Below are 20,931 nucleotides of genomic sequence, written 5' to 3' on the forward strand. Positions count from 1 at the left end.
TGCCGAATCGTCCGGTCGGGGACGGGCAGGCGCCGCGTTCAGTTCCGCACGCCGTTGTGCGGGACGTCTGTGTGTGCCGTGATCAGACCGTCAGTGCACGGTCCGTCGGGCGGATCGGGGCCGGCAGTGCGCTGGCTCCGGTCAGGAAGCGGTCCACCCCGCGGGCCGCGGAGCGGCCCTCGGCGATGGCCCACACGATGAGGGACTGGCCGCGGCCGGCGTCACCGGCGACGAAGACTCCGCCGACGTTGGTGGCGTAGTCCGCGTCGCGCGCGACATTGCCGCGCTCGTCGAGCTCCAGGCCGAACTGCTGGACCAGACCGTTGGCCTGGTCGGTGCCGGTGAAGCCCATGGCGAGGGTGACCAGCTGTGCGGGGATCCTCCGCTCGGTGCCGGGCTTCTGTTCCAGCTTGCCGTCCTTGAACTCCACCTCGACCAGGTGCAGTGCCTGGACGTTGCCCTCCTCGTCGCCTTCGAAGTGGGTGGTGGAGACGGAGTAGACCCGCTCGCCGCCCTCCTCGTGCGCGGAGGTGACCTTGTAGAGCATCGGGAACGTCGGCCAGGGCTGGTTGGCGTTCCGGTCCTCGCCCGGCCGGGGCATGATCTCCAGCTGGGTGACGGAGAGCGCGCCCTGGCGGTGGGCGGTGCCGACGCAGTCGGCGCCGGTGTCGCCGCCGCCGATCACGACGACGTGCTTGCCCTCGGCGGTGATCGGGGAGACCGTCAGGTCGCCCTCCTGCACCTTGTTGGCCAGCGGCAGGTACTCCATGGCGAAGTGCACGCCGTTCAGCTCACGGCCCGGGACGGGCAGGTCGCGCGAGACGGTGGCACCCGCGGCGATGACGACCGCGTCGTAGCGGCGGCGGAGCTTGGCCGCGTCGATGTCCCGGCCGATCTCCGTCTCGGTGCGGAACTTGGTGCCCTCCGCGCGCATCTGCTCGATGCGGCGGTTGATGTGCGACTTCTCCATCTTGAACTCGGGGATGCCGTACCGGAGAAGACCTCCGATGCGGTCCGCGCGCTCGTACACGGCGACCGTGTGGCCGGCCCGGGTCAGCTGCTGGGCGGCGGCGAGACCCGCCGGGCCCGAGCCGATCACGGCGACGGTCTTGCCGGAGAGCCGCTCGGGCGGCTGCGGGGTGACGTCGCCGCTGTCCCATGCCTTGTCGATGATGGAGACTTCGACGTTCTTGATGGTGACGGCCGGCTGGTTGATGCCGAGCACGCACGCCGACTCGCACGGGGCCGGGCAGAGCCGCCCGGTGAACTCGGGGAAGTTGTTCGTGGCGTGCAGGCGCTCGGACGCGGCCGACCAGTCCTCGCGGTAGGCGTAGTCGTTCCACTCGGGGATGAGGTTTCCGAGCGGGCAGCCGTTGTGGCAGAACGGGATGCCGCAGTCCATGCAGCGGCCGGCCTGCTTGCTGATGATCGGGAGCAGCGAGCCCGGAACGTAGACCTCGTTCCAGTCCTTGACGCGCTCGCCCACGGGGCGGGTCTCGGCGACCTCGCGTCCGGTGGTCAGGAAGCCCTTGGGGTCAGCCATTGGTCGCCGCCTCCATCATCTTCTCGGTGGTCTCCTGCTCGGAGAGACCGGCGAGCTCAGCGGCGTCCTTGGCGGCGAGCACTGCCTTGTAGGTGGACGGGATGATCTTGCTGAAGCGGGTCACCGCGGTGTCCCACTCGGTGAGAAGCTTCTCGGCGACCGTGGATCCGGTCTCCTCCTGGTGGCGGCGCACGACGTCGTGCAGCCACTGCTTGTCGGTGTCGGAGAGTTCCTCGACCGCGCCGAGGTTCCCGACGTTGACATTGTCGCGGTTCAGGTCGATGACGTACGCGACACCGCCCGACATGCCCGCGGCGAAGTTGCGGCCGGTCTCGCCGAGGACGACGGCGTGCCCGCCGGTCATGTACTCGCAGCCGTGGTCGCCCACGCCCTCCGAGACGACCGTGGCGCCGGAGTTGCGGACGCAGAACCGCTCACCGGTGCGGCCGCGCAGGAACAGCTCGCCGCCGGTGGCGCCGTAGGCGATGGTGTTGCCCGCGATGGTGGAGTACTCGGCGAGGTGGTCTGCGCCGCGGTCCGGGCGGACGATGACGCGGCCGCCGGAGAGGCCCTTGCCGACGTAGTCGTTGGCGTCGCCCTCCAGGCGCAGCGTCACGCCGCTCGGCACGAACGCGCCGAAGGACTGGCCCGCGGAACCGGTGAAGGTGATGTCGATGGTGTCCTGCGGCAGACCGGCGCCGCCGAACTTCTTGGTCACCTCGTGGCCGAGCATGGTGCCGACGGTCCGGTTGATGTTGCGGATCGCGATCTGGGCCCGGACCGGCTGGGCGCTCTCGGCGCTGTCCGCGTTCAGGGCGTCGGCGGCGAGCCTGATCAGCTCGTTGTCGAGGGCCTTGGCGAGCCCGTGGTCCTGCTCGGCCCGCTGGTGGCGGACCGCGCCCTCGGGCAGCTCGGGGACGTGGAAGAGCGGCTTCAGGTCGAGGCCCTGTGCCTTCCAGTGCGTGATCGCACGGTCGGTGTCGAGCAGCTCGGCGTGGCCGACGGCCTCCTCGATCGTACGGAAGCCCAGCTCGGCGAGGATCTCGCGGACTTCCTGGGCGATGAACTCGAAGAAGTTGACGACGTACTCGGCCTTGCCGGAGAACCGGTCGCGCAGGACCGGGTTCTGGGTGGCGATGCCGACCGGGCAGGTGTCCAGGTGGCAGACGCGCATCATGACGCAGCCGGAGACGACGAGCGGCGCGGTCGCGAAACCGAACTCCTCGGCGCCCAGCAGCGCGGCGATGACGACGTCGCGGCCGGTCTTCAGCTGGCCGTCGGTCTGTACGACGATGCGGTCGCGCAGACCGTTGAGCAGCAGCGTCTGCTGGGTCTCGGCGAGGCCGAGCTCCCAGGGGCCGCCCGCGTGCTTCAGCGAGGTGAGCGGGGAGGCGCCCGTTCCGCCGTCGTGGCCGGAGATCAGGACGACGTCCGCGTGTGCCTTGGAGACACCGGCGGCGACCGTGCCGACGCCGACCTCGGAGACCAGCTTCACGTGGATGCGGGCCGCCGGGTTGGCGTTCTTGAGGTCGTGGATCAGCTGGGCCAGGTCCTCGATGGAGTAGATGTCGTGGTGCGGCGGCGGCGAGATGAGGCCGACGCCCGGGGTGGAGTGCCGGGTCTTCGCGACCCAGGGGTAGACCTTGTGGCCGGGCAGCTGGCCGCCCTCGCCGGGCTTGGCGCCCTGCGCCATCTTGATCTGGATGTCGTCCGCGTTGACCAGGTACTCGCTGGTCACACCGAAGCGGCCGGAGGCGACCTGCTTGATGGACGAGCGGCGCGCCGGGTCGTAGAGCCGGTCGGCGTCCTCGCCGCCCTCACCGGTGTTGGACTTGCCGCCCAGCTGGTTCATGGCGATGGCGAGTGTCTCGTGCGCCTCGCGGGAGATCGAACCGTACGACATGGCGCCGGTGGAGAAGCGCTTGACGATGTCGGATACGGACTCGACCTCGTCGACGGAGATCGCCTCGCGGTCGCTCCTGAAGCCGAACAGGCCGCGGAGCGTCATCAGCCGCTCGGACTGCTCGTTCACCCGGTCCGTGTACTTCTTGAAGATGTCGTAGCGCTTGTTGCGGGTGGCGTGCTGGAGGCGGAAGACCGTCTCCGGGTCGAACAGGTGCGGCTCGCCCTCGCGGCGCCACTGGTACTCGCCGCCGATCTCCAGCGCCCGGTGCGAGGCGGAGATGCCGGAGGCGGGGTAGCCCTTGGTGTGCCGGGCGGCGACCTCCTTGGCGACGACGTCGAGGCCGGCGCCGCCGATCTTGGTGGCGGTGCCGTTGAAGTACCTCGCGACGAAGTCCTCGTCCAGGCCGACGGCCTCGAAGACCTGGGCGCCCCGGTAGGAGGCGACCGTCGAGATGCCCATCTTGGACATGACCTTCAGGACGCCCTTGCCGAGCGCGTAGATCAGGTTCCGGATGGCCTGCTCGGCCTCGATGCCCTCGATGAACGTACCGGCGCGGACCAGGTCCTCGACGGACTCCATCGCCAGGTACGGGTTGACCGCGGCGGCGCCGTAGCCGATGAGCAGCGCGACGTGGTGGACCTCGCGGACGTCCCCGGCCTCGACCAGCAGCCCCACCTGGGTGCGCTGCTTGGTACGGATGAGGTGGTGGTGGACGGCCGAGGTGAGCAGCAGCGACGGGATCGGCGCGTGCTCGGCGTCGGAGTGCCGGTCGGAGAGGACGACCAGTCGGGCGCCGTCCTCGATGGCGGCGTCGACCTCGGTGCAGATCTCCTCGATCCGCGCGGCCAGCGCGTCGCCGCCGCCGCCGACCCGGTAGAGACCGGAGAGTGTGGCGGCCTTCATGCCCGGCATGTCGCCGTCGGCGTTGATGTGTATCAGCTTGGCGAGCTCGTCGTTGTCGATCACCGGGAACGGCAGCGTGACGCTGCGGCAGGACGCGGCGGTCGGCTCCAGCAGGTTGCCCGACGGACCCAGCGTGGAGCGCAGCGAGGTGACGAGCTCCTCGCGGATGGCGTCCAGCGGCGGGTTGGTGACCTGGGCGAACAGCTGGGTGAAGTAGTCGAAGAGCAGCCGGGGGCGCTCGGACAGCGCGGCGATCGGCGAGTCCGTGCCCATGGAGCCGAGCGGCTCGCCGGCGGTGCGGGCCATCGGAGCGAGGATGACGCGGAGCTCTTCCTCGGTGTAGCCGAAGGTCTGCTGGCGGCGGGTGACGGAGGCGTGCGTGTGCACGATGTGCTCCCGCTCGGGGAGGTCCTCCAGCTCGATCTCGCCGGTCTCCAGCCAGTCGCCGTACGGCTGCTCGGCGGCGAGGGCGGCCTTGATCTCGTCGTCCTCGATGATGCGGCCCTCGGCGGTGTCGACGAGGAACATCTTCCCGGGCTGGAGGCGGCCCTTGCGGACGACCTTCGCGGGGTCGATGTCCAGGACACCTACCTCGGAGGAGAGCACGACGAGGCCGTCGTCGGTGACCCAGTAGCGGCCGGGGCGCAGACCGTTGCGGTCCAGGACCGCGCCGACCTGGGTGCCGTCGGTGAAGGTGACGCAGGCCGGGCCGTCCCAGGGCTCCATCATCGTGGAGTGGTACTGGTAGAAGGCGCGCCGGGCCGGGTCCATCGAGTCATGGTTCTCCCATGCCTCGGGAACCATCATCAGCACCGAGTGCGGCAGCGAGCGGCCACCGAGGTGGAGCAGCTCCAGGACTTCGTCGAAGGAGGCGGAGTCGGAGGCGTCGGGGGTGCAGACGGGGAAGATCCGGTCGAGCTGTGCCTGGCCGAAGAGGCTGGAGGCGAGCTGGGACTCGCGGGCCTTCATCCAGTTGCGGTTGCCCTTGACCGTGTTGATCTCGCCGTTGTGCGCGACGAAGCGGTACGGGTGGGCGAGCGGCCAGCTCGGGAAGGTGTTGGTGGAGAACCGCGAGTGGACCAGGGCGACCGCGGTGGCGAAGCGGCGGTCGGAGAGGTCCGGGAAGAACGGCTCCAGCTGCCCGGTGGTGAGCATGCCCTTGTAGACGATCGTGCGGGCGGAGAGCGAGGGGAAGTACACCCCGGTCTCCCGCTCGGCGCGCTTGCGCAGCACGAAGGCCTTGCGGTCGAGGACGATGCCGGTGCTCTCGCCGTCCGCGACGAAGAGCTGACGGAACTCGGGCATGGTGGCGCGGGCGCCGTTGCCGAGGATGTCGGGGGTGACGGGTACCTGTCGCCAGCCGAGGACCTTGAGGCCTTCCTCCGCGGCGATCTTCTCCAGTTCGCGGACGGCCTCGGTGGAGTCGTCGGCGGGCAGGAAGGCGATTCCGACGGCGTAGGCACCGGCCTCGGGGAGCTCGAAGGCGGTCTCTTCACGCAGGAAGGCGTCCGGCACCTGGAGGAGGATCCCGGCGCCGTCGCCGGAGTCGGGCTCGGATCCGGTGGCACCGCGGTGTTCGAGATTGCGCAGCACGGTCAGCGCCTGCTCGACCAGCTCATGGCTGGCCACACCGGTCAGAGTGGCCACGAACCCGACACCGCAGGCGTCGTGCTCGTTACGGGGGTCGTACATCCCCTGCTGGGCGGGGCGACCGTCCATGGGCGACCAGGCGTCGATGCGCATTGGCTCTCCCGTCGTCGTCGTGGCATATGCAGTGCCGAGGGACGACGTTGGCCCTCTGCGAAATTTCGTGCAGGTTACATGATGGGGCGCTTCTCAAGAAGCGGATAGTTCGTTCCAACATACGGACACCGTCCGAGACGGTGGATGGGTCGCAGCCGGAAGGATCGGCGCCCGAGGGGGACCGCAGAGAGCAGGCGTCGTTGCCTGCGGTGTCTACGGGTCATGCCCGGCGGCAAAGGAAATGAAACCGCCGAGTAACGGCTACTTATGTGTAGCGCTGTATAGGGACTCATTTTAAGCCCGTGGCGGCCGGTCCGCCCAGAGGCTGTCACCAAGATGTACGTCACACGGGTGGCGGACACGTTACGGGCAGGCACTCCCACCTGCGGGTGTGCCTGCCCGTTCCTTCTGCCTGCGGGGTGGGGTCAGCCCCCGACGGCCACACCGAACAGCGTGCCCAGTCCGTAGGTGATGGCGGCCGCGGCGCCGCCCAGGGCCAACTGGCGCAACCCGCTGTACAGCCAGCTGCGGGCCGTCACCCTGGCCACCACCGCACCGCAGGCGAACAGTCCGACCAGCGCCAGCAGCACGGCCGGCCACAACGCGCTCGCGCCGAGCAGATACGGCAGCACGGGCAGCAGGGCACCCAGCGCGAACGCGCCGAACGACGACACGGCGGCGACCAGCGGCGAGGGCAGATCGCCCGGGTCGATGCCCAGCTCCTCGCGGGCGTGTATCTCCAGGGCCTGCTCCGGGTCGCGCGACAGCTGCCGGGCGACCTCGCGGGCGAGCCCCGGCTCGACGCCGCGGGACTCGTAGAGCTCGGCGAGCTCCCGCTCCTCGTCCTTGGGGTGCTTGCTCAACTCCCGCCGCTCGACGTCGAGTTCGGCCTCGACCAGCTCACGCTGCGAGGCCACGGAGGTGTACTCGCCGGCCGCCATGGAGAACGCACCGGCGGCCAGGCCCGCCAGACCGGTGATCACGATCGTCTGCTGGGAGACGGAACCGCCCGCGACACCGGTCATCAGCGCGAGGTTGGAGACCAGCCCGTCCATGGCGCCGAACACCGCCGGACGCAGCCAGCCGCCGTTCACATCACGGTGGGTGTGATTGTCGCGGTGGGCCTCGTGCAGTACGGCGTCGGTCTCGATGATGGACACAGCTCTCCCCTTCTCCGGCGACGGATTCCACTCGCTCCGCCCCCGCTCGTCACCATCGAAAGTACGCACGAAAAACGGCTCCCGCCAGCAAGGCAGGCCGTACTTACCACGCTCCGTGAGCAGGTAAGTACGGCCTTCCTCAGTGCTTCCGGCCCTTCATCCGACTGGCCCTTTTGTTGCGATTGTCGGCCTCTGTCGGGGCTCCGCGTGGCACATATCGAGCAGGACGAGAACTGGCTCGGTGCGAGCGGAGGGTCGACGCGATGGAGCTGATCGCAGGAAATCCGGCGGAGCCGCGGACCGGCGGCGCGGAACCGGAGGTGCCGGACCGCGCGGGGCGGGGCGGGACGCCCCGGGGGGATCTGGCCGACCGGGCCCGCGGCTCGATGCTCGGGCTCGCGGTCGGGGACGCGCTGGGCGCACCGGCGGAGAACCTGCGCCCCTCGGAGATCCGCCGCCGCTGGGGCCGGATCGAGGGCTTCGTGAGCGACGACCCCGCGGGCACCGACGACACCGAGTACGCGATCTTCTCCGGGCTGCTGCTCGCCCGGCACGGTTCCGCGCTCACCGTCACGCACGTGGAGCGGGCCTGGCACCTGTGGATCGCCGATCTCGACGAGGGGCCGTTCCGGGGTGCCGGGTTCAGCGAGCGGGGAACGCTGGAGAATCTGCGGCGGGGGCTCGCCGCCCCGATCTCCGCCCAGCACCGGCACGCCTGGAGCGACGGTCTGGCGATGCGGGCGGCGCCGTTCGGTGTCTTCGCGGCCGGCCGGCCGGCCGAGGCGGCGCGGCTGGTCGCGGTGGACGGGCGGGTCAGCCATGACGGGGAGGGCATCTACGGCGGCCAGGCGGTGGCGGCCGGGGTGGCCGCCGCGATGACGGGTGCCGGGGTCACATCGGTGATCGCCGCCGCACTGTCGGTCGTACCCATGGACTCCTGGACGGCGCGTTCGCTGCGGCGCGCGGTGGCGGCCGCGCAGCGCGGCTACCCCGACCGGCTCACCATGGAACGCGCGGTGCGCTCGGCGGTGGTGGTCGGCGGCTACCCGTGGACGGATCTGGCGCCCGAGGCGGTGGGCCTGGCCTTCGGGGCGTTCGCGGCGGCGCGCGGCGACTTCCGCACGGCGGTGCTCACGGCGGTCAACATGGGCCGCGACGCGGACACCACGGCCGCGGTGGCGGGGGCTCTGGCCGGCGCGCTGAACGGGGCGTCCGCGATTCCGCGGCACTGGGGGGACGCGATCGGCCCGGTCCGGGGCAGCTGTCTGCCGACGATGCGGGGTCACCACGTCCTGGAAATCGCGGAGTTGCTCACTCCGGACGAGGCGGACGAGACGGACGAGGTGGGCGGCGCGGACAGGACTGACGGGGTGGAAGGCGCGGATGGGACAGACGGGGCAGGCATGGCAGACAGGACAGGCATGGCAGACGGGACCGGCGAGGTGCACGGGACCGGCCCGGCACCCGGGTCCGACGGTGCGCGCGACGCTGTCATCGACGACGGTGGCACCGACGGCGGTGTCATCAACGACGGCGGCCCGGTCCGGACCCGCCCGCGTACGGACGCGGGCGGGGTCCGGAACGACGGGCCCCGGAGCGAACCGCGTACAGCCGGCGACGCACCACCGCCCCCGCACGACACCCCCCGCGCTCCCGCAACCCCCATCTCTCCCGCAACCCCCGCGCCCTCCTCCCCCGCCGCCCGGCTCCGTACCCGGCCCGCCGTCGGGCACCGGGCCCGGATCGAGGGGCTGTTGCTCGGGCTCGCCTCCGGGGACGCCGCCGGATGGCCCGCCGCCCGGCACCGGGCGGCCCGGATGCCCGAGTGGACCCGGCGCCTCACCCGGGAGCTCGACACCTTCGCCGAGCAGAACGCGACCACCACGCTGCCCGTCCCCATCGCGCTCAACCAGCCACCCGAACCGCTGCGGCTGGGGCCCTCCGACGACGCCGAATGGGCGGCCTTCGCCGCCGGGACCGTACTCACATCGGCGGCCGGTCCGCTGCACGGCCTCTCCCCCGAACGCCGGATGCGGGCCGCCATCGACGTCGCCTGGAACGCACTGGCCGCCGAGGTCGCCGCGGCTGCCGCCCGTGCCCCCGAGGTCGAGTCCGCGGTGCTTCCGCTGCGCGCCCGGATCTCGGTACGGGCCGGGCTCGGCAATCTCGCCGCCGGGCTCCGCCCGCCCGCCACCGGCCACGACAACCCGCACTACTTCGACGACGCGGCCTGCGTACGTGCCGCCGTGCTCGCCGTCGCCCACCCCGCCGACCCCGCGGCCGCCGCCGACCTCGCCGAGTTCGACGCGCGCTACACCCAGGACGGCGACGGAGTGCACGGCGCCCGCGCGATGGCGGCGGCGATCGCCGAGGCGCTCGGCGGCGCGGACGTGGACACCGCGGTGAACGCCGCGCTCGCCCAGCTCCCCGAAGGCACCGAGATCGCCCGCAACGCCGCCCACGCCGTACGGATCGCCCGCGACTTCGCCGGCGAGGCGGCGGGCGCCTTCGCCCTGGTCCCGGTGCTGGAGCATCAGATCGTCGACCACGTCTACAGCTACGGGATCGCCGCGGCCGAGACCGTCCCGGTCACCCTCGCCCTGGCCACCGCCGCCCGCGGCCGGATCACCCAGGCCGTTCCCGCGGCGGCGTGCCTGTCCCGGGTGGCGGACTCGGCGCCCGCCCTGGCCGGTGCGCTGACCGGTGCGCTCGGCGGGATCGGCGCCGTCCCGGACGGCTGGCGCGAAGCCTGCCGCACCCTCGCCGGCTGTGCGCTGCCCCGCCTCGCAGGGACCGATCTCATCGAACTCGCCGGGCTGCTGGCAGACACGGAACCGAAGCCCCCGGGTGGACAATTCGGACATGACATCCACGACGCCCACGCTGTCCGAGGCCGGACCCACGACACTCACACTCGATGAACGAATCGCCGGCGCACTCGTCGGCGCCGCGGTCGGCGACGCGCTCGGCGGTCCGGTGGAGGGCCGCTCCCCCGAGCAGATCGTGGCCCGCCACGGCGGGCGGATCGACGGCATCGTGGGCCCGTGGGACGGCGAGAACTGGCGCACCGCACGCCCCATCGCCCCGTACCACAAGGGCGACGGGCACGTCACCGACGACACTCTGATGACCCATGCGCTGGTGCGGGTGTACGGCGAAGTGCGCGACCATCTCGACGCCTACGCGGTCGCCGGCCATCTCGTGCCCGAGCTGATCTCCCACCCCCGCTGGATCCCGGAGCTGGAAGCCGAGGCGCTGCCGCTCCAGCGGGTCTTCCTCGCCGAGAAGTGGATCGTCGCCCGGCTGCACTACGGCCATGTCGATCCGCGCGAGGCGGGCTCCGGCAACATCGTCAACTGCGGTGCGGCGATGTACATGGCCCCGGTCGGCCTGGTCAACGCCGCCCATCCGGAGGCCGCGTACGCCGAGGCGCTGGATGTCGCCGGTGCCCACCAGTCGAGCTACGGAAGGGAGGCGGCCGGGGTCTTCGCGGCGGCCGTCGCCGCCGCCTGCGCGCCGGGCGCGACCCCCGCCACCGTCGTCGACACCTGCCTGTCGCTCGCCAAGGACGGCACCCGCTCGGCGATCGAGGCGGTGTGCGAAGCGGCCTCGGACCACAGCGACTTCGAGTCGGCGCTGACCCCGCTGCGCACCGCCGTCACCCCCTTCGACACGGTCGGCCCCGACTACCGCGCCCCGTCCCTCGGCGCCCGCAGACCGTCCCGGCTGCATGCCATCGAGGAGCTCCCGATCGCCCTCGGCATGCTGCTCGTCGCGGACGGCGACTACCGGCGCACGGTCCTCGGCTCGGTCAACTACGGCCGGGACTGCGACTCGATCGCCACCATGAGCGGCGCCGTCGCGGGAGCGCTGCACGGTACGCGGGCGATCCCCGCCGACTGGGTGAGAACGGTCGCCGGGGCCAGCCGCCTCGATCTGCACGCCCCCGCACGGATCCTGGCGGACGTCGCCCGCGAGGTGTTCGTACGGGACACCGCCCGGCGCCGCGCGCACGAGTCGGCGTTCGCCGCACTGGTGGGTACGCCATGACCGTACGGGTGACCTGGGTGCAGCCGGAGGACCTCGTCGGGCACGAGCTGCGCCAGGCGGCCGAGGACGGGCGGGACGCGCGGGACGTCGCGCGCCGGTGGTACGAGGCGGGCGGCACCCCGGCCCCGGAGCGCGCGGGCGCGTCCACCCCGCCGGCGCCCGAGCTGCGGGTGCTCGCCGAGCGGCTGCTCGATGAACTCGCCCTGCTGGAATCGCCGTCGGCGGTGGACGAGCCGACGGACCGGGCGGCGATCCGGGCCGCGTGCCCCGACTGGCCGGCGCCCCGGACGGACGCCCCGTCGGTGAGCCGGGACCGGCTGCACGCCGCCTGGCTGGGCCGGGCGGCCGGCTGTCTGCTCGGCAAACCCGTCGAGAAGCTGCCGCTGGAGGGCATCCGCGCGCTGGCCCGCGCCACCGGCAACTGGCCGCTCACCACCTGGTTCACCGCCAAGGGGCTGCCCGCCCCGCTGGCCGCCACCTACCCCTGGAACCGTCGCTCCGCGCCCAACTCGCTGGCCGAGAACATCGACGGCATGCCCGAGGACGACGATCTCAACTACCCTTTGCTCACCGTGCTGTTGCTCCAGCGGTACGGTCCGTCCTTCACCACCGGCGATCTCGCCAGGCTCTGGCTGGACGAGCTCCCGGCGGGCCGGACGTTCACCGCCGAGCGGATCGCGTACCGCAATCTGCTGGACGGCGTCGAGCCCCCGCACACCGCCGGGTACCGCAATCCGTTCCGGGAGTGGATCGGCGCACGGATCCGGGCCGATGTGCACGGCTGGACCAACCCGGGCGACCCGGCGACCGCGGCGGAGCAGGCCCACCGCGACGCCGTGCTCAGCCACACCGCCAACGGGGTGTACGGGGCGATGTTCACCGCCGCTGCGCTCGCCGAGGCGGCCGGGGGCGGGAGCGATGTGCACGGCTGCCTGGCCACCGGGCTGCGCGTCGTACCACCGCGTTCACGGTTCGCGCGGGCGGTGCGCTTCGGTGTCGCGGCGGCCCGCGACAGCGCCGACTTCGACGCGGTGACCGACCGGCTGCACGCCGAGTTCGGCCGGTACCACTGGGTCCATGTACTGCCCAACGCCGCGCTGCTCGCCGCCGCCCTCACCCATGCCGACGGCGACTTCTCGCTCTCCGTCTGCCGGGCGGTGTCGGGCGGCTGGGACACCGACTCCAACGGCGCGACCGCGGGTTCGCTCGCCGGGCTGCTGGCCGGGGCCCCTTCGCTGCTGCCCGAACGCTGGACCACCCCGCTGAAGAACCGTCTCGCCTCGTCCGTACCCGGTTTCGACTCCATCGGCTTCGACGAACTCGCCGAACAGACCCACCGGCTCACCCACAAGGAGGCACTGTGCCCATGACCGGCATCGCGGTGCTCGGCAGCACCAATATGGACCTCGTCGCATACGTCGAACGGGCCCCGGGGCGCGGAGAGACCGTCACCGGACGGGAGTTCCGCACCGTCCCGGGCGGCAAGGGCGCCAACCAGGCCGTCGCCGCCGCCCGCGCGGGCGGCGAGGTGACGATGATCGGCGTGGTCGGGGACGACGAGTACGGCGTACGACTGCGGTCGAATCTGGAGCACGCGGGCATCGACACCGATCTGCTGCACACCGTCGAGGGCCCCAGCGGCACCGCGCACATCGTGGTGGACGACACGGGGGCCAACTCCATCGTGGTGGTTCCCGGCGCCAACGGCACCGTCACCGCTCTCGGCCCCGGCGAGATGGCCGCCATCGCCGGCGCCGATCTGCTGCTGCTCCAGCTGGAGCTGCCGCTGTCCGCGGTGATCGAGGGCGCCCGGGTGGCCCACGCCCAGGGCGTCCGGACCATCCTCACCCCCTCTCCCGTGCAGCCGCTGCCCTCCGAACTCCTCGACTGCGTCGACCTGTTGATCCCCAATGAGCACGAGGCGGCCGCGCTCTCCGGCTTCACCGACCCGCATGCTTCGGCGCAGTACCTGCTCAGTCAGGTCCCCGCGGTCGTCATCACGCTCGGCTCGAAGGGCTGCCTGTACGCGGCCCGGGGCGGCGAACCCGTCATCCTCCCCGCCCCCGAGGTCACCGCCGTCGACACCACCGGGGCCGGCGACACCTTCGTCGGCACGCTCGCCGTCGCGCTCGGCGAACGACGGCCCGTGCCCCGGGCGCTGGCCTGGGCGTCGTCGGCCGCCGCGCTGTGCGTACAGCGGCCGGGCGCCTCGGCCTCCATGCCGTACCGCACCGAGATCGACGCCGCATGACCGCGCCCGCGCAGGCCCCCCTGACCGGGCTGCGGGTCATCGACCTCGCCACGCTCTTCGCCGGTCCGCTCTCCGCCACCATGCTCGGCGACTTCGGCGCCGAGGTGATCAAGGTCGAGCATCCGCTCCGGCCCGACCCCTCGCGCGGGCACGGCCCCACCAAGGACGGCATCGGCCTGTGGTGGAAGCTGCTCGGCCGCAACAAGCGCAATCTGACCCTCGACCTGTCCACTCGGAAAGGCCGCGACATCCTGCTCCGGCTGGCCGCCGAAACGGATGTGGTCATCGAGAACTTCCGGCCCGGGACACTGGAGCGCTGGGGCCTCGGCTGGGCGGAGCTGCACGCGGTCAACCCTCGCCTCGTCCTGGTCAGGGTCACCGGGTTCGGACAGTTCGGCCCGTACGCGCACCGCCCCGGATTCGGCACCCTGGCCGAGGCGATGAGCGGGTTCGCCGCGATCACCGGGGAGCCGGACGGGCCGCCCACGCTGCCGCCGTTCGGCCTCGCCGACTCGATCGCGGCACTGGCCACCGCGTACGCCGTGATGGCGGCCCTCGCCGGACGCGAACGCACCGGCCACGGGCAGATCGTCGACATGGCGATCATCGAGCCCATCCTGACCGTGCTCGGCCCGCAGCCCATCTGGTACGACCAGCTCGGCTACGTACAGCCGCGCACCGGCAACCGCTCCCGCAACAACGCCCCGCGCAACACCTACCGCACCTCGGACGGGCACTGGGTCGCGGTCTCCACCTCCGCGCAGTCGATCGCCGAGCGCGTGATGCACCTGGTCGGCCGGGCCGAACTGATCGACGAGCCCTGGTTCGCCGCCGGCACCACCCGCGCCGAGCACGCCGAGGAGCTCGACGAGGCGGTCGGCAACTGGATCGCCCGGCACACCCGCGAGGAGGCCGTCTCGGCCTTCGAGAAGGCGGAGGCGGCCATCGCGCCGATCCACGACATCCAGGACGTGATGGAGGACCCGCAGTACCGGGCCCTGGACTCCGTCACCGAGGTCGACGACCCGGAGCTGGGCCCGCTGCGGATGCAGAACGTGCTGTTCCGGCTGTCCGCCACGCCGGGCGCGATCCGCTGGGCGGGCCGGCCGCACGGCGCGGACACCGAGGAGATCCTCACCGGCCTGGGCCTGTCGGGCCCGGAGATCTCGGCGCTGCGGGCGGAGCGCGTGCTGTGACGGCGGCGGTCCCGCTCACCTGGCTGTACGTTCCCGGGGACCGGCCGGGAGTGGTGCACAAGGCACGGGATTCGGGCGCGGACGTGGTGATCGTGGACCTGGAGGACGCGGTCGCGCCGGACCGCAAGGAGTACGCGCGGTCGGCCACCGTCGAGCTGCTCTCCGAAGCGGCCGGGGAGACGGCCGTGCCGGTCCATGTCCGGGTCCACAACGAGGCGGACGTCATCGCCCTGGCGGGGCTGCCGGGGCTCGCCGAGCTCCGGCTGCCCAAGATCACCCACGCTGCTTCCGTCCATCACATCGCGGCCGTGGCGCCGGGCGTCGCGCTCTGTCCGCTGCTGGAGTCGGCGCTCGGCATCGAGCACGCGTACTCGGTGGCCGCATCCCATCCCCAGGTGCGCTCCATCGCCCTCGGCGAGGCGGACCTCCGGGCCGATCTGGGGGTACGGGACGACGCCGGGCTCGACTGGTCGCGCAGCCGGGTGGTGGTCGCCGCCCGTGCGGCCGGACTTGCGCCGCCCACCCAGTCGGTGTTCCCGGACGTCCGGGACCTGGACGGCCTGTGGACGTCCTGCGCGCACGGCCGGGCGCTGGGTTTCCTGGGCCGGGCGGCGATCCATCCCCGCCAGCTCCCGGTCATCGAGCGGGCGTTCCGACCGACGCCGCAGGAGATCGAGGCGGCGGCGGAGATCGTGGCGGCGGCCGTGGCGGACGAGGGTGCGCTGGCCCTGCCGGACGGCCGGTTCGTCGACGCGGCGGTGGTCGCCTCGGCCCGTCGGACGCTCGCGCTGGCGGGCGAGTGAGACCACATGCGTGGGGCCCCGGACCGGTCGGTCCGGGGCCCCACGCACGGGTTCACACGGCTCAGCCCTTCTTGGCCGTCTCCACGGTGCCGTTCTTCTCCGCTGTCTCGACGTCATCCGCGGGCCCGGCGTCGCCGTCCGCCTCCGGAGCCTTGTCCGCGCCGCCCTCGGCGGTCCCGGAGCCCTTGGCGTCCTCGGCGGTCCCGGTGTCCTCCGCGGTGTCGCTGTCCTCGGCGTCACCGGCCTCCGCCGCGGCCGCGGCCGCCGCTTCCTCCGCAGCTCCCGGCTCCACGATCTCCTCGCGCCCCGGCCGCACCTTCGCCGAGATCACGAAGTACGCCACGGCCAGCACGAAGACGATCAGCGCGGTCCACACGTTCAGGCGCAGGCCCAGGATGTGGTGGGCCTCGTCGACCCGCATGTACTCGATCCAGGCCCGCCCCGCGCAGTACGCGGCGACGTACAGGGCGAACACCCGGCCGTGTCCGAGCTTGAAGCGGCGGTCCGCCCAGATCACCAGCAGGGCGGCACCGATGCACCACAGCGATTCGTAGAGGAACGTCGGGTGGTAGGTGCCGGCGACCCGGTTGGGGCCCTCGCTGATCTTCAGCGCCCACGGCAGGTCGGTCGCCTTGCCGTACAGCTCCTGGTTGAACCAGTTGCCCCAGCGGCCACAGGCCTGGGCCAGGGCGAGGCCGGGGGCCAGCGCGTCGGCCCAGGCGGGCAGCGGGATCCCGCGGCGGCGGCAGCCGATCCAGGCGCCGACGGCACCGAGCGCGACCGCGCCCCAGATGCCGAGGCCGCCCTGCCAGATCTTGAAGGCGTCGACCCAGTTCTCGCCCTCGCTGAAGTACAGCTGGTAGTCGGTGATCACGTGGTAGAGCCGGCCGCCGACGAGGCCGAAGGGCACCGCCCAGACGGCGATGTCGGCAACGGTGCCGGATCTGCCGCCCCGGGCGACCCAGCGCTTGTTGCCGAACCAGACGGCGACGAAGACACCGATGATGATGCAGAACGCGTAGCCGCGGAGCGGGATCGGGCCGAGATCGATCACGCCGGTCGACGGGCTGGGAATATAGGCAAGGTCCATGGCAGGGTCGACGCTACCTTGCCGGGTGGGGCCTACGGCAACCCACCCGACAACGTCTGGGTAACGGGCAGGTCATCGATTCCCCTTGCCGGACCCCGCCCGGGGACCGGTCAGGAGCCCGACGGGGCGGGGGTCACCGTGCCCGGCTTCTTGCCCTTGTTGGCCTCGGTCACCCACTTCTTCAGGTTCGCCACGGTGATCGGTTCGCTCCCCTTCTTCGGGAAGATCGATTCGCCGTTGAGCAGCGCGGTCGGTGTGCCCTGGAATCCGCCGTTCTGGAACGCCGTGTTGGACTTCTGGACCCAGCTGTCGTGCTTGCCGTCGTTCACACAGCTGCGGAAGCCGGGGGTGTCGAGCTCCGGGACCTTCCCCGCGAGCTCGATCAGTTTGCCGTTGTCACCGAAGGTGTCGACGGACTCCTGCGGCTGGTTGCGGTAGAGCACGTCGTGGTACGCGGGGAACTTTCCGGCGTCCTGTGCGCAGGCCGCCGCGTTGGCCGCCCGCAGCGAGCCGTCGCCGCCGAGATTCCCGTCGATGATCGTGGCGAGGTGGTACTCGACCTTGAGCTGTCCGCTGTTCTCCAGCTGGTGGATCGTGTCGCGGAAGGCGTTCTCGAACTGGGCGCAGACCGGGCAGCGGAAATCCTCCCAGATGGTGAGTGTGGACGGGGCGTCGTCCGCGCCGACCTGGATGGCCAGGCTGTCCTTCCCGGTCGCGCCGGACGGTGCGACGAGGGGGCCCGCCTCGCTCTTGCCGCTCTTGCCGCCCGAATTCGCGGCGATCACACCGATGACGGCGGCCAGCGCCAGCACACCCACGACCGCGCTGGTGACGATCAGTGTGCGCCTGCGGCGCTCGCTCGCCCGCTGGCGCTCGCGCTGCTGTACGAGCCGGTCTCTCGCGGCCCTTTTTCCCTGTTCGTTCTTCTCGCTCACACCCGCAGCAACGAACCGGGGAGGCACGTGCGTGCCTCCCCGGTCCAGGTCCACCCGTTCGGGTGACACCCGGTTCAGCGCTTTCGAACGCCTTCGGCGAGTTCGCCCGCCAGGGAGCTGACGGCGGCCAGACCCGCCGCCTCGTCGGGGGCGTCGAGGATCGCCTTGACGAAGGCGGAGCCGACGATCACCCCGTCGGCGAAGCCCGCGACCTCGGCGGCCTGCCCGGCGTTGGAGACGCCCAGGCCGACGCAGACCGGCAGCTCCGTCGTGGCGCGGGTGCGCAGGACCAGGTCCTGGGCCTGCTCGCCCACCGAGGCGCGGGTGCCGGTGACGCCCATCAGCGAGGCCGCGTAGACGAAGCCGGAGCCGGCCGCGGTGATGGTGGCGAGGCGCTCGTCCTTGCTGCTCGGCGCGACGACGAAGACGGTCGCGAGACCGTGCTTGTCGGCGTGCTCGCGCCACAGCGCGGACTCCTGGACCGGCAGGTCGGGCAGGATGCACCCGGCGCCGCCCGCCTCGGCGAGCTCGGCGGTGAAGCGCTCGACGCCGTACCGGTCGATCGGGTTCCAGTACGTCATGACGAGGATCGGGACACCGGTCGCCTCGTGGGCCTCGCGGACCGTGCGCATCACGTCGGCGATCTTCACGCCGCCGCGCAGGGCGATGTCGTCGGCGGTCTGGATGACCGGTCCGTCGAGCACCGGGTCGCTGTGCGGCAGCCCCACCTCGACGATGTCCGCGCCGCCCGCCACGACCGCCTTCACGGCCTCGATCCCGCCGTCGACGGTCGGGAACCCGGCCGGGAGGTACGCGATGAGGGCGGCCCGGTTCTCCGCCTTCGCCTGCGCGAGGGCGGAACTCAGCAGCTCCACGTTGCCGCTCACTTGGTGACCTCCTCTTCCCCGTCGGCCACATCGGCCTCGACGACGCCGTCGGCTCCGTCGTACAGCCCGAAGTAGCGGGCTGCCGTGTCCATGTCCTTGTCGCCGCGGCCGGACAGGTTGACCACGATCAGCCCGTCCTTGCCGAGCTCCTTGCCGACCTCCAGGGCTCCGGCCAGCGCGTGGGCGCTCTCGATGGCCGGGATGATCCCTTCGGTGCGGGAGAGCAGGCGCAGCGACTGCATGGCCGCGTCGTCGGTGACCGCGCGGTACTCGCCGCGGCCGATGTCCTTGAGGTACGAGTGCTCCGGGCCGATGCCCGGGTAGTCCAGACCGGCCGAGATGGAGTACGGCTCGGTGATCTGGCCCTCGTCGTCCTGGAGGACGTAGCTGCGCGAGCCGTGCAGGATGCCGGGCTCGCCCGCGGTCAGGGTCGCCGCGTGCTCGCCGGTCTCCACACCGTGTCCGGCGGGCTCGCAGCCGATCAGCCTGACGTGCGCGTCCGGGATGAAGGCGTGGAAGAGCCCGATGGCGTTGGAGCCGCCGCCGACGCAGGCGATGGCGGCGTCCGGCAGCCGGCCGGTGCGCTCCAGGATCTGGCGGCGGGCCTCGACGCCGATGACCCGGTGGAAGTCGCGGACCATGGCCGGGAAGGGGTGGGGTCCGGCAACGGTGCCGAAGAGGTAGTGCGTACGGTCCACATTGGCGACCCAGTCGCGGAACGCCTCGTTGATGGCGTCCTTCAGGGTCCTGGAGCCGGACTTCACGGCGATGACCTCGGCGCCGAGCATCCGCATCCGCGCCACGTTCAGCGCCTGCCGCTCGGTGTCGATCTCGCCCATGTAGATGGTGCATTCGAGGCCGAAGAGCGCGCAGGCGGTGGCGGTGGCGACGCCGTGCTGGCCGGCGCCGGTCTCGGCGATGACCCGGGTCTTGCCCATGCGCCTGGTGAGCAGCGCCTGGCCCAGCACGTTGTTGATCTTGTGCGAGCCGGTGTGGTTGAGGTCCTCGCGCTTGAGGAAGATCCGGGCGCCGCCGGCGTGCTCGGCGAAGCGCGGGACCTCGGTCAGCGCGCTGGGGCGGCCGGTGTAGTTGACCATGAGCTCGTTGAGCTCGGCGGCGAAGGCCGGGTCGGCCTTGGCCTTGTCGTACTCGACGGCGACCTCGTCCACGGCGGCGACGAGCGCCTCCGGGATGAACTTGCCGCCGAACGCACCGAAGTACCCCTCGGCGCTGGGGATCAGACCCTCCGGGTCCGGAATGAAGAAGTCAGATGACATCCGACGTGCTCCTCGACATCGCAATGGGTGGATTCACCGTATGCGCCGTGAGCGGAGCGCCACCGCGACCGGCGATCGGTCGGGCGGTGCGGTCGTACGTACGGCTGGAGTGGTGCGAGTACGTCGGCCGGGGCTCGCTACGGCGCGGTCCCCGTGCGCCATCGCATGCCGTTGACCTGACCGGGCTCGTCGCCGATCACGTACCGCACGCGCCGGCCGTGCACCCGGCGCGCGGGGGCGCGGCAGCCGCGCGGGCGGCAGCCGCGCGCCAGCGGGGCGTGCGGGTCACGGGCGACCGTCGTACCGGCGGGGCGCAGGCCCGGCCGGACGTGGTACGCGCAGCGGTCGGTGGACACGGTTCCGGTCAGCCCCGTCCGTGCCGGAGGGCCGGGTGGGCGCCGGCGGCGACCAGGTCGGCGACGGCGGACCGGGGGTCGCGGCCGGTGACCAGGGACTCGCCGACCAGCACCGCGTCGGCACCCGCGTTGGCGTACGCGATCAGGTCGTGCGGGCCGCGGACACCGGATTCGGCCACCTTGACGATGTGGTTCGGGATCTCGGGGGCGACGCGCTCGAAGGTGGAGCGGTCGACCTTGAGGTCCTTGAGGTTGCGCGCGTTGACACCGATGATCTTCGCCCCGGCGTCCACGGCGCGCTCCGCCTCCTCCTCGTCGTGCACCTCGACCAGCGGCGTCAGGCCGATGGACTCGGCGCGCTCGATCAGGGAGACCAGGGCCTCCTGGTCGAGGGCGGCGACGATCAGCAGGGCGAGGTCGGCGCCGTAGGCGCGGGCCTCCCAGAGCTGGTACGAGGTGACGATGAAGTCCTTGCGCAGGACCGGGATGTCGACCTTGGCGCGGACGGCCTCCAGGTCGGCGAGCGAACCGCCGAAGCGGCGCTCCTCGGTGAGGACCGAGATGACGGACGCGCCGCCCGCCTCGTAGTCCGCGGCGAGCGCGGCCGGGTCGGCGATCGCGGCCAGGGCCCCCTTGGAGGGGCTGGAACGCTTGACCTCGCAGATGACGGTGACGCCCTCGCCGCGCAGTGCGGCGACTCCGTCCTTGGCCCCGGGAGCGCGCGCGGCGCGTTCCTTCAGCTCGTCGAGGCTGACACGCGCCTGCCGCTCCGCGAGGTCGGCGCGCACGCCGTCGATGATCTCGTCGAGCACACTCACGCGAGCGGCCCCC

General features: G+C 72.0%; 15 protein-coding genes and 1 pseudogene. 7 read left to right on the forward strand and 9 right to left on the reverse strand.

Going from position 1 to position 20,931, the window contains the following annotated elements:
- Positions 1-82: 82 nt before the first annotated feature.
- From ACFVH0_RS11140 to ACFVH0_RS11150, 3 genes are all read right to left on the reverse strand, one after another.
- Positions 83-1,543 (reverse strand): glutamate synthase subunit beta, encoded by a 1,461-nt coding sequence (locus ACFVH0_RS11140; protein ID WP_385819300.1) that lies wholly within the window; start codon positions 1,541-1,543, stop codon positions 83-85.
- Positions 1,536-6,095: a glutamate synthase large subunit gene (gene gltB, locus ACFVH0_RS11145; protein ID WP_385819301.1), complete on the reverse strand. Its 4,560-nt coding sequence runs from the start codon at positions 6,093-6,095 to the stop codon at positions 1,536-1,538. The genes ACFVH0_RS11140 and gltB overlap by 8 nt, the downstream gene beginning before the upstream one ends.
- A gap of 425 nt (positions 6,096-6,520) precedes the next feature.
- Positions 6,521-7,255, reverse strand: coding sequence for a VIT1/CCC1 transporter family protein (locus ACFVH0_RS11150; protein WP_385819302.1), 735 nt, complete (start codon positions 7,253-7,255; stop codon positions 6,521-6,523).
- Positions 7,256-7,518: 263 nt separating this feature from the next.
- Between ACFVH0_RS11150 and ACFVH0_RS11155 the strand changes: the two are divergent.
- The 7 genes and pseudogenes from ACFVH0_RS11155 to ACFVH0_RS11185 form a co-directional block, all read left to right on the forward strand.
- A pseudogene (locus ACFVH0_RS11155) lies at positions 7,519-8,586 on the forward strand (ADP-ribosylglycohydrolase family protein); the annotation flags it as partial.
- A 90-nt stretch (positions 8,587-8,676) separates the two neighbouring features.
- On the forward strand, positions 8,677-10,176 hold the full coding sequence (locus ACFVH0_RS11160; protein ID WP_385819349.1) for an ADP-ribosylglycohydrolase family protein: 1,500 nt from the start codon (positions 8,677-8,679) through the stop codon (positions 10,174-10,176).
- Entirely contained in the window at positions 10,118-11,305 is a 1,188-nt protein-coding gene (locus ACFVH0_RS11165; protein WP_385819303.1) for an ADP-ribosylglycohydrolase family protein, read from the forward strand. The genes ACFVH0_RS11160 and ACFVH0_RS11165 overlap by 59 nt, the downstream gene beginning before the upstream one ends.
- A complete protein-coding gene (locus ACFVH0_RS11170; protein ID WP_385819304.1) occupies positions 11,302-12,675 on the forward strand; it encodes an ADP-ribosylglycohydrolase family protein in 1,374 nt (457 codons plus the stop codon). Before ACFVH0_RS11165 ends, ACFVH0_RS11170 begins: the two co-directional genes overlap by 4 nt.
- Complete coding sequence (gene rbsK, locus ACFVH0_RS11175) at positions 12,672-13,556, forward strand: ribokinase (protein WP_385819305.1); 885 nt, start codon at positions 12,672-12,674, stop codon at positions 13,554-13,556. The genes ACFVH0_RS11170 and rbsK overlap by 4 nt, the downstream gene beginning before the upstream one ends.
- The gene (locus tag ACFVH0_RS11180) at positions 13,553-14,752 is read left to right on the forward strand and encodes a CaiB/BaiF CoA transferase family protein (protein WP_385819306.1); all 1,200 of its coding nucleotides are present in this window, start codon (positions 13,553-13,555) and stop codon (positions 14,750-14,752) included. Before rbsK ends, ACFVH0_RS11180 begins: the two co-directional genes overlap by 4 nt.
- Positions 14,749-15,555, forward strand: a complete 807-nt coding sequence (locus ACFVH0_RS11185; RefSeq protein WP_385819307.1) for an HpcH/HpaI aldolase/citrate lyase family protein — start codon at positions 14,749-14,751, stop codon at positions 15,553-15,555. Before ACFVH0_RS11180 ends, ACFVH0_RS11185 begins: the two co-directional genes overlap by 4 nt.
- Before the next feature lie 61 nt (positions 15,556-15,616).
- On the opposite strand, the gene lgt is transcribed toward ACFVH0_RS11185, so the two are convergent.
- The 6 genes from lgt to trpC form a co-directional block, all read right to left on the reverse strand.
- Positions 15,617-16,645, reverse strand: coding sequence for a prolipoprotein diacylglyceryl transferase (gene lgt / locus ACFVH0_RS11190; protein ID WP_385819308.1), 1,029 nt, complete (start codon positions 16,643-16,645; stop codon positions 15,617-15,619).
- A gap of 110 nt (positions 16,646-16,755) precedes the next feature.
- The gene (locus ACFVH0_RS11195; RefSeq protein WP_385819309.1) at positions 16,756-17,580 is read right to left on the reverse strand and encodes a DsbA family protein; all 825 of its coding nucleotides are present in this window, start codon (positions 17,578-17,580) and stop codon (positions 16,756-16,758) included.
- 74 nt (positions 17,581-17,654) lie between these two features.
- Positions 17,655-18,467 carry a tryptophan synthase subunit alpha gene (gene trpA, locus ACFVH0_RS11200; RefSeq protein ID WP_385819310.1) on the reverse strand — a complete coding sequence of 271 codons (813 nt, stop codon included), beginning with the start codon at positions 18,465-18,467 and terminating at the stop codon, positions 17,655-17,657.
- Positions 18,464-19,744: a tryptophan synthase subunit beta gene (trpB, locus tag ACFVH0_RS11205; RefSeq protein ID WP_385819311.1), complete on the reverse strand. Its 1,281-nt coding sequence runs from the start codon at positions 19,742-19,744 to the stop codon at positions 18,464-18,466. Before trpB ends, trpA begins: the two co-directional genes overlap by 4 nt.
- Before the next feature lie 137 nt (positions 19,745-19,881).
- A complete protein-coding gene (gene trpM / locus ACFVH0_RS11210; RefSeq protein ID WP_385819350.1) occupies positions 19,882-20,061 on the reverse strand; it encodes a tryptophan biosynthesis modulator TrpM in 180 nt (59 codons plus the stop codon).
- Between the two features lie 47 nt (positions 20,062-20,108).
- Positions 20,109-20,918, reverse strand: a complete 810-nt coding sequence (gene trpC, locus ACFVH0_RS11215; RefSeq protein ID WP_385819312.1) for an indole-3-glycerol phosphate synthase TrpC — start codon at positions 20,916-20,918, stop codon at positions 20,109-20,111.
- Positions 20,919-20,931 lie beyond the last annotated feature (13 nt).

Source organism: Streptomyces sp. NPDC127117 (assembly GCF_042677325.1).
Taxonomy (GTDB): domain Bacteria; phylum Actinomycetota; class Actinomycetes; order Streptomycetales; family Streptomycetaceae; genus Streptomyces.

Bases quoted from the DNA above. Each gene is read 5' to 3' on its own strand.
- ACFVH0_RS11140 (WP_385819300.1), bottom strand. From the start codon at position 1,543: ATGGCTGACCCCAAGGGCTTCCTGACCACCGGACGCGAGGTCGCCGAG.
- trpB (WP_385819311.1), bottom strand. From the start codon at position 19,744: ATGTCATCTGACTTCTTCATTCCGGACCCGGAGGGTCTGATCCCCAGC.
- ACFVH0_RS11180 (WP_385819306.1), top strand. From the start codon at position 13,553: ATGACCGCGCCCGCGCAGGCCCCCCTGACCGGGCTGCGGGTCATCGAC.
- ACFVH0_RS11170 (WP_385819304.1), top strand. From the start codon at position 11,302: ATGACCGTACGGGTGACCTGGGTGCAGCCGGAGGACCTCGTCGGGCAC.
- ACFVH0_RS11165 (WP_385819303.1), top strand. From the start codon at position 10,118: ATGACATCCACGACGCCCACGCTGTCCGAGGCCGGACCCACGACACTC.
- gltB (WP_385819301.1), bottom strand. From the start codon at position 6,095: ATGCGCATCGACGCCTGGTCGCCCATGGACGGTCGCCCCGCCCAGCAG.
- rbsK (WP_385819305.1), top strand. From the start codon at position 12,672: ATGACCGGCATCGCGGTGCTCGGCAGCACCAATATGGACCTCGTCGCA.
- lgt (WP_385819308.1), bottom strand. From the start codon at position 16,645: ATGGACCTTGCCTATATTCCCAGCCCGTCGACCGGCGTGATCGATCTC.
- ACFVH0_RS11160 (WP_385819349.1), top strand. From the start codon at position 8,677: ATGGCAGACGGGACCGGCGAGGTGCACGGGACCGGCCCGGCACCCGGG.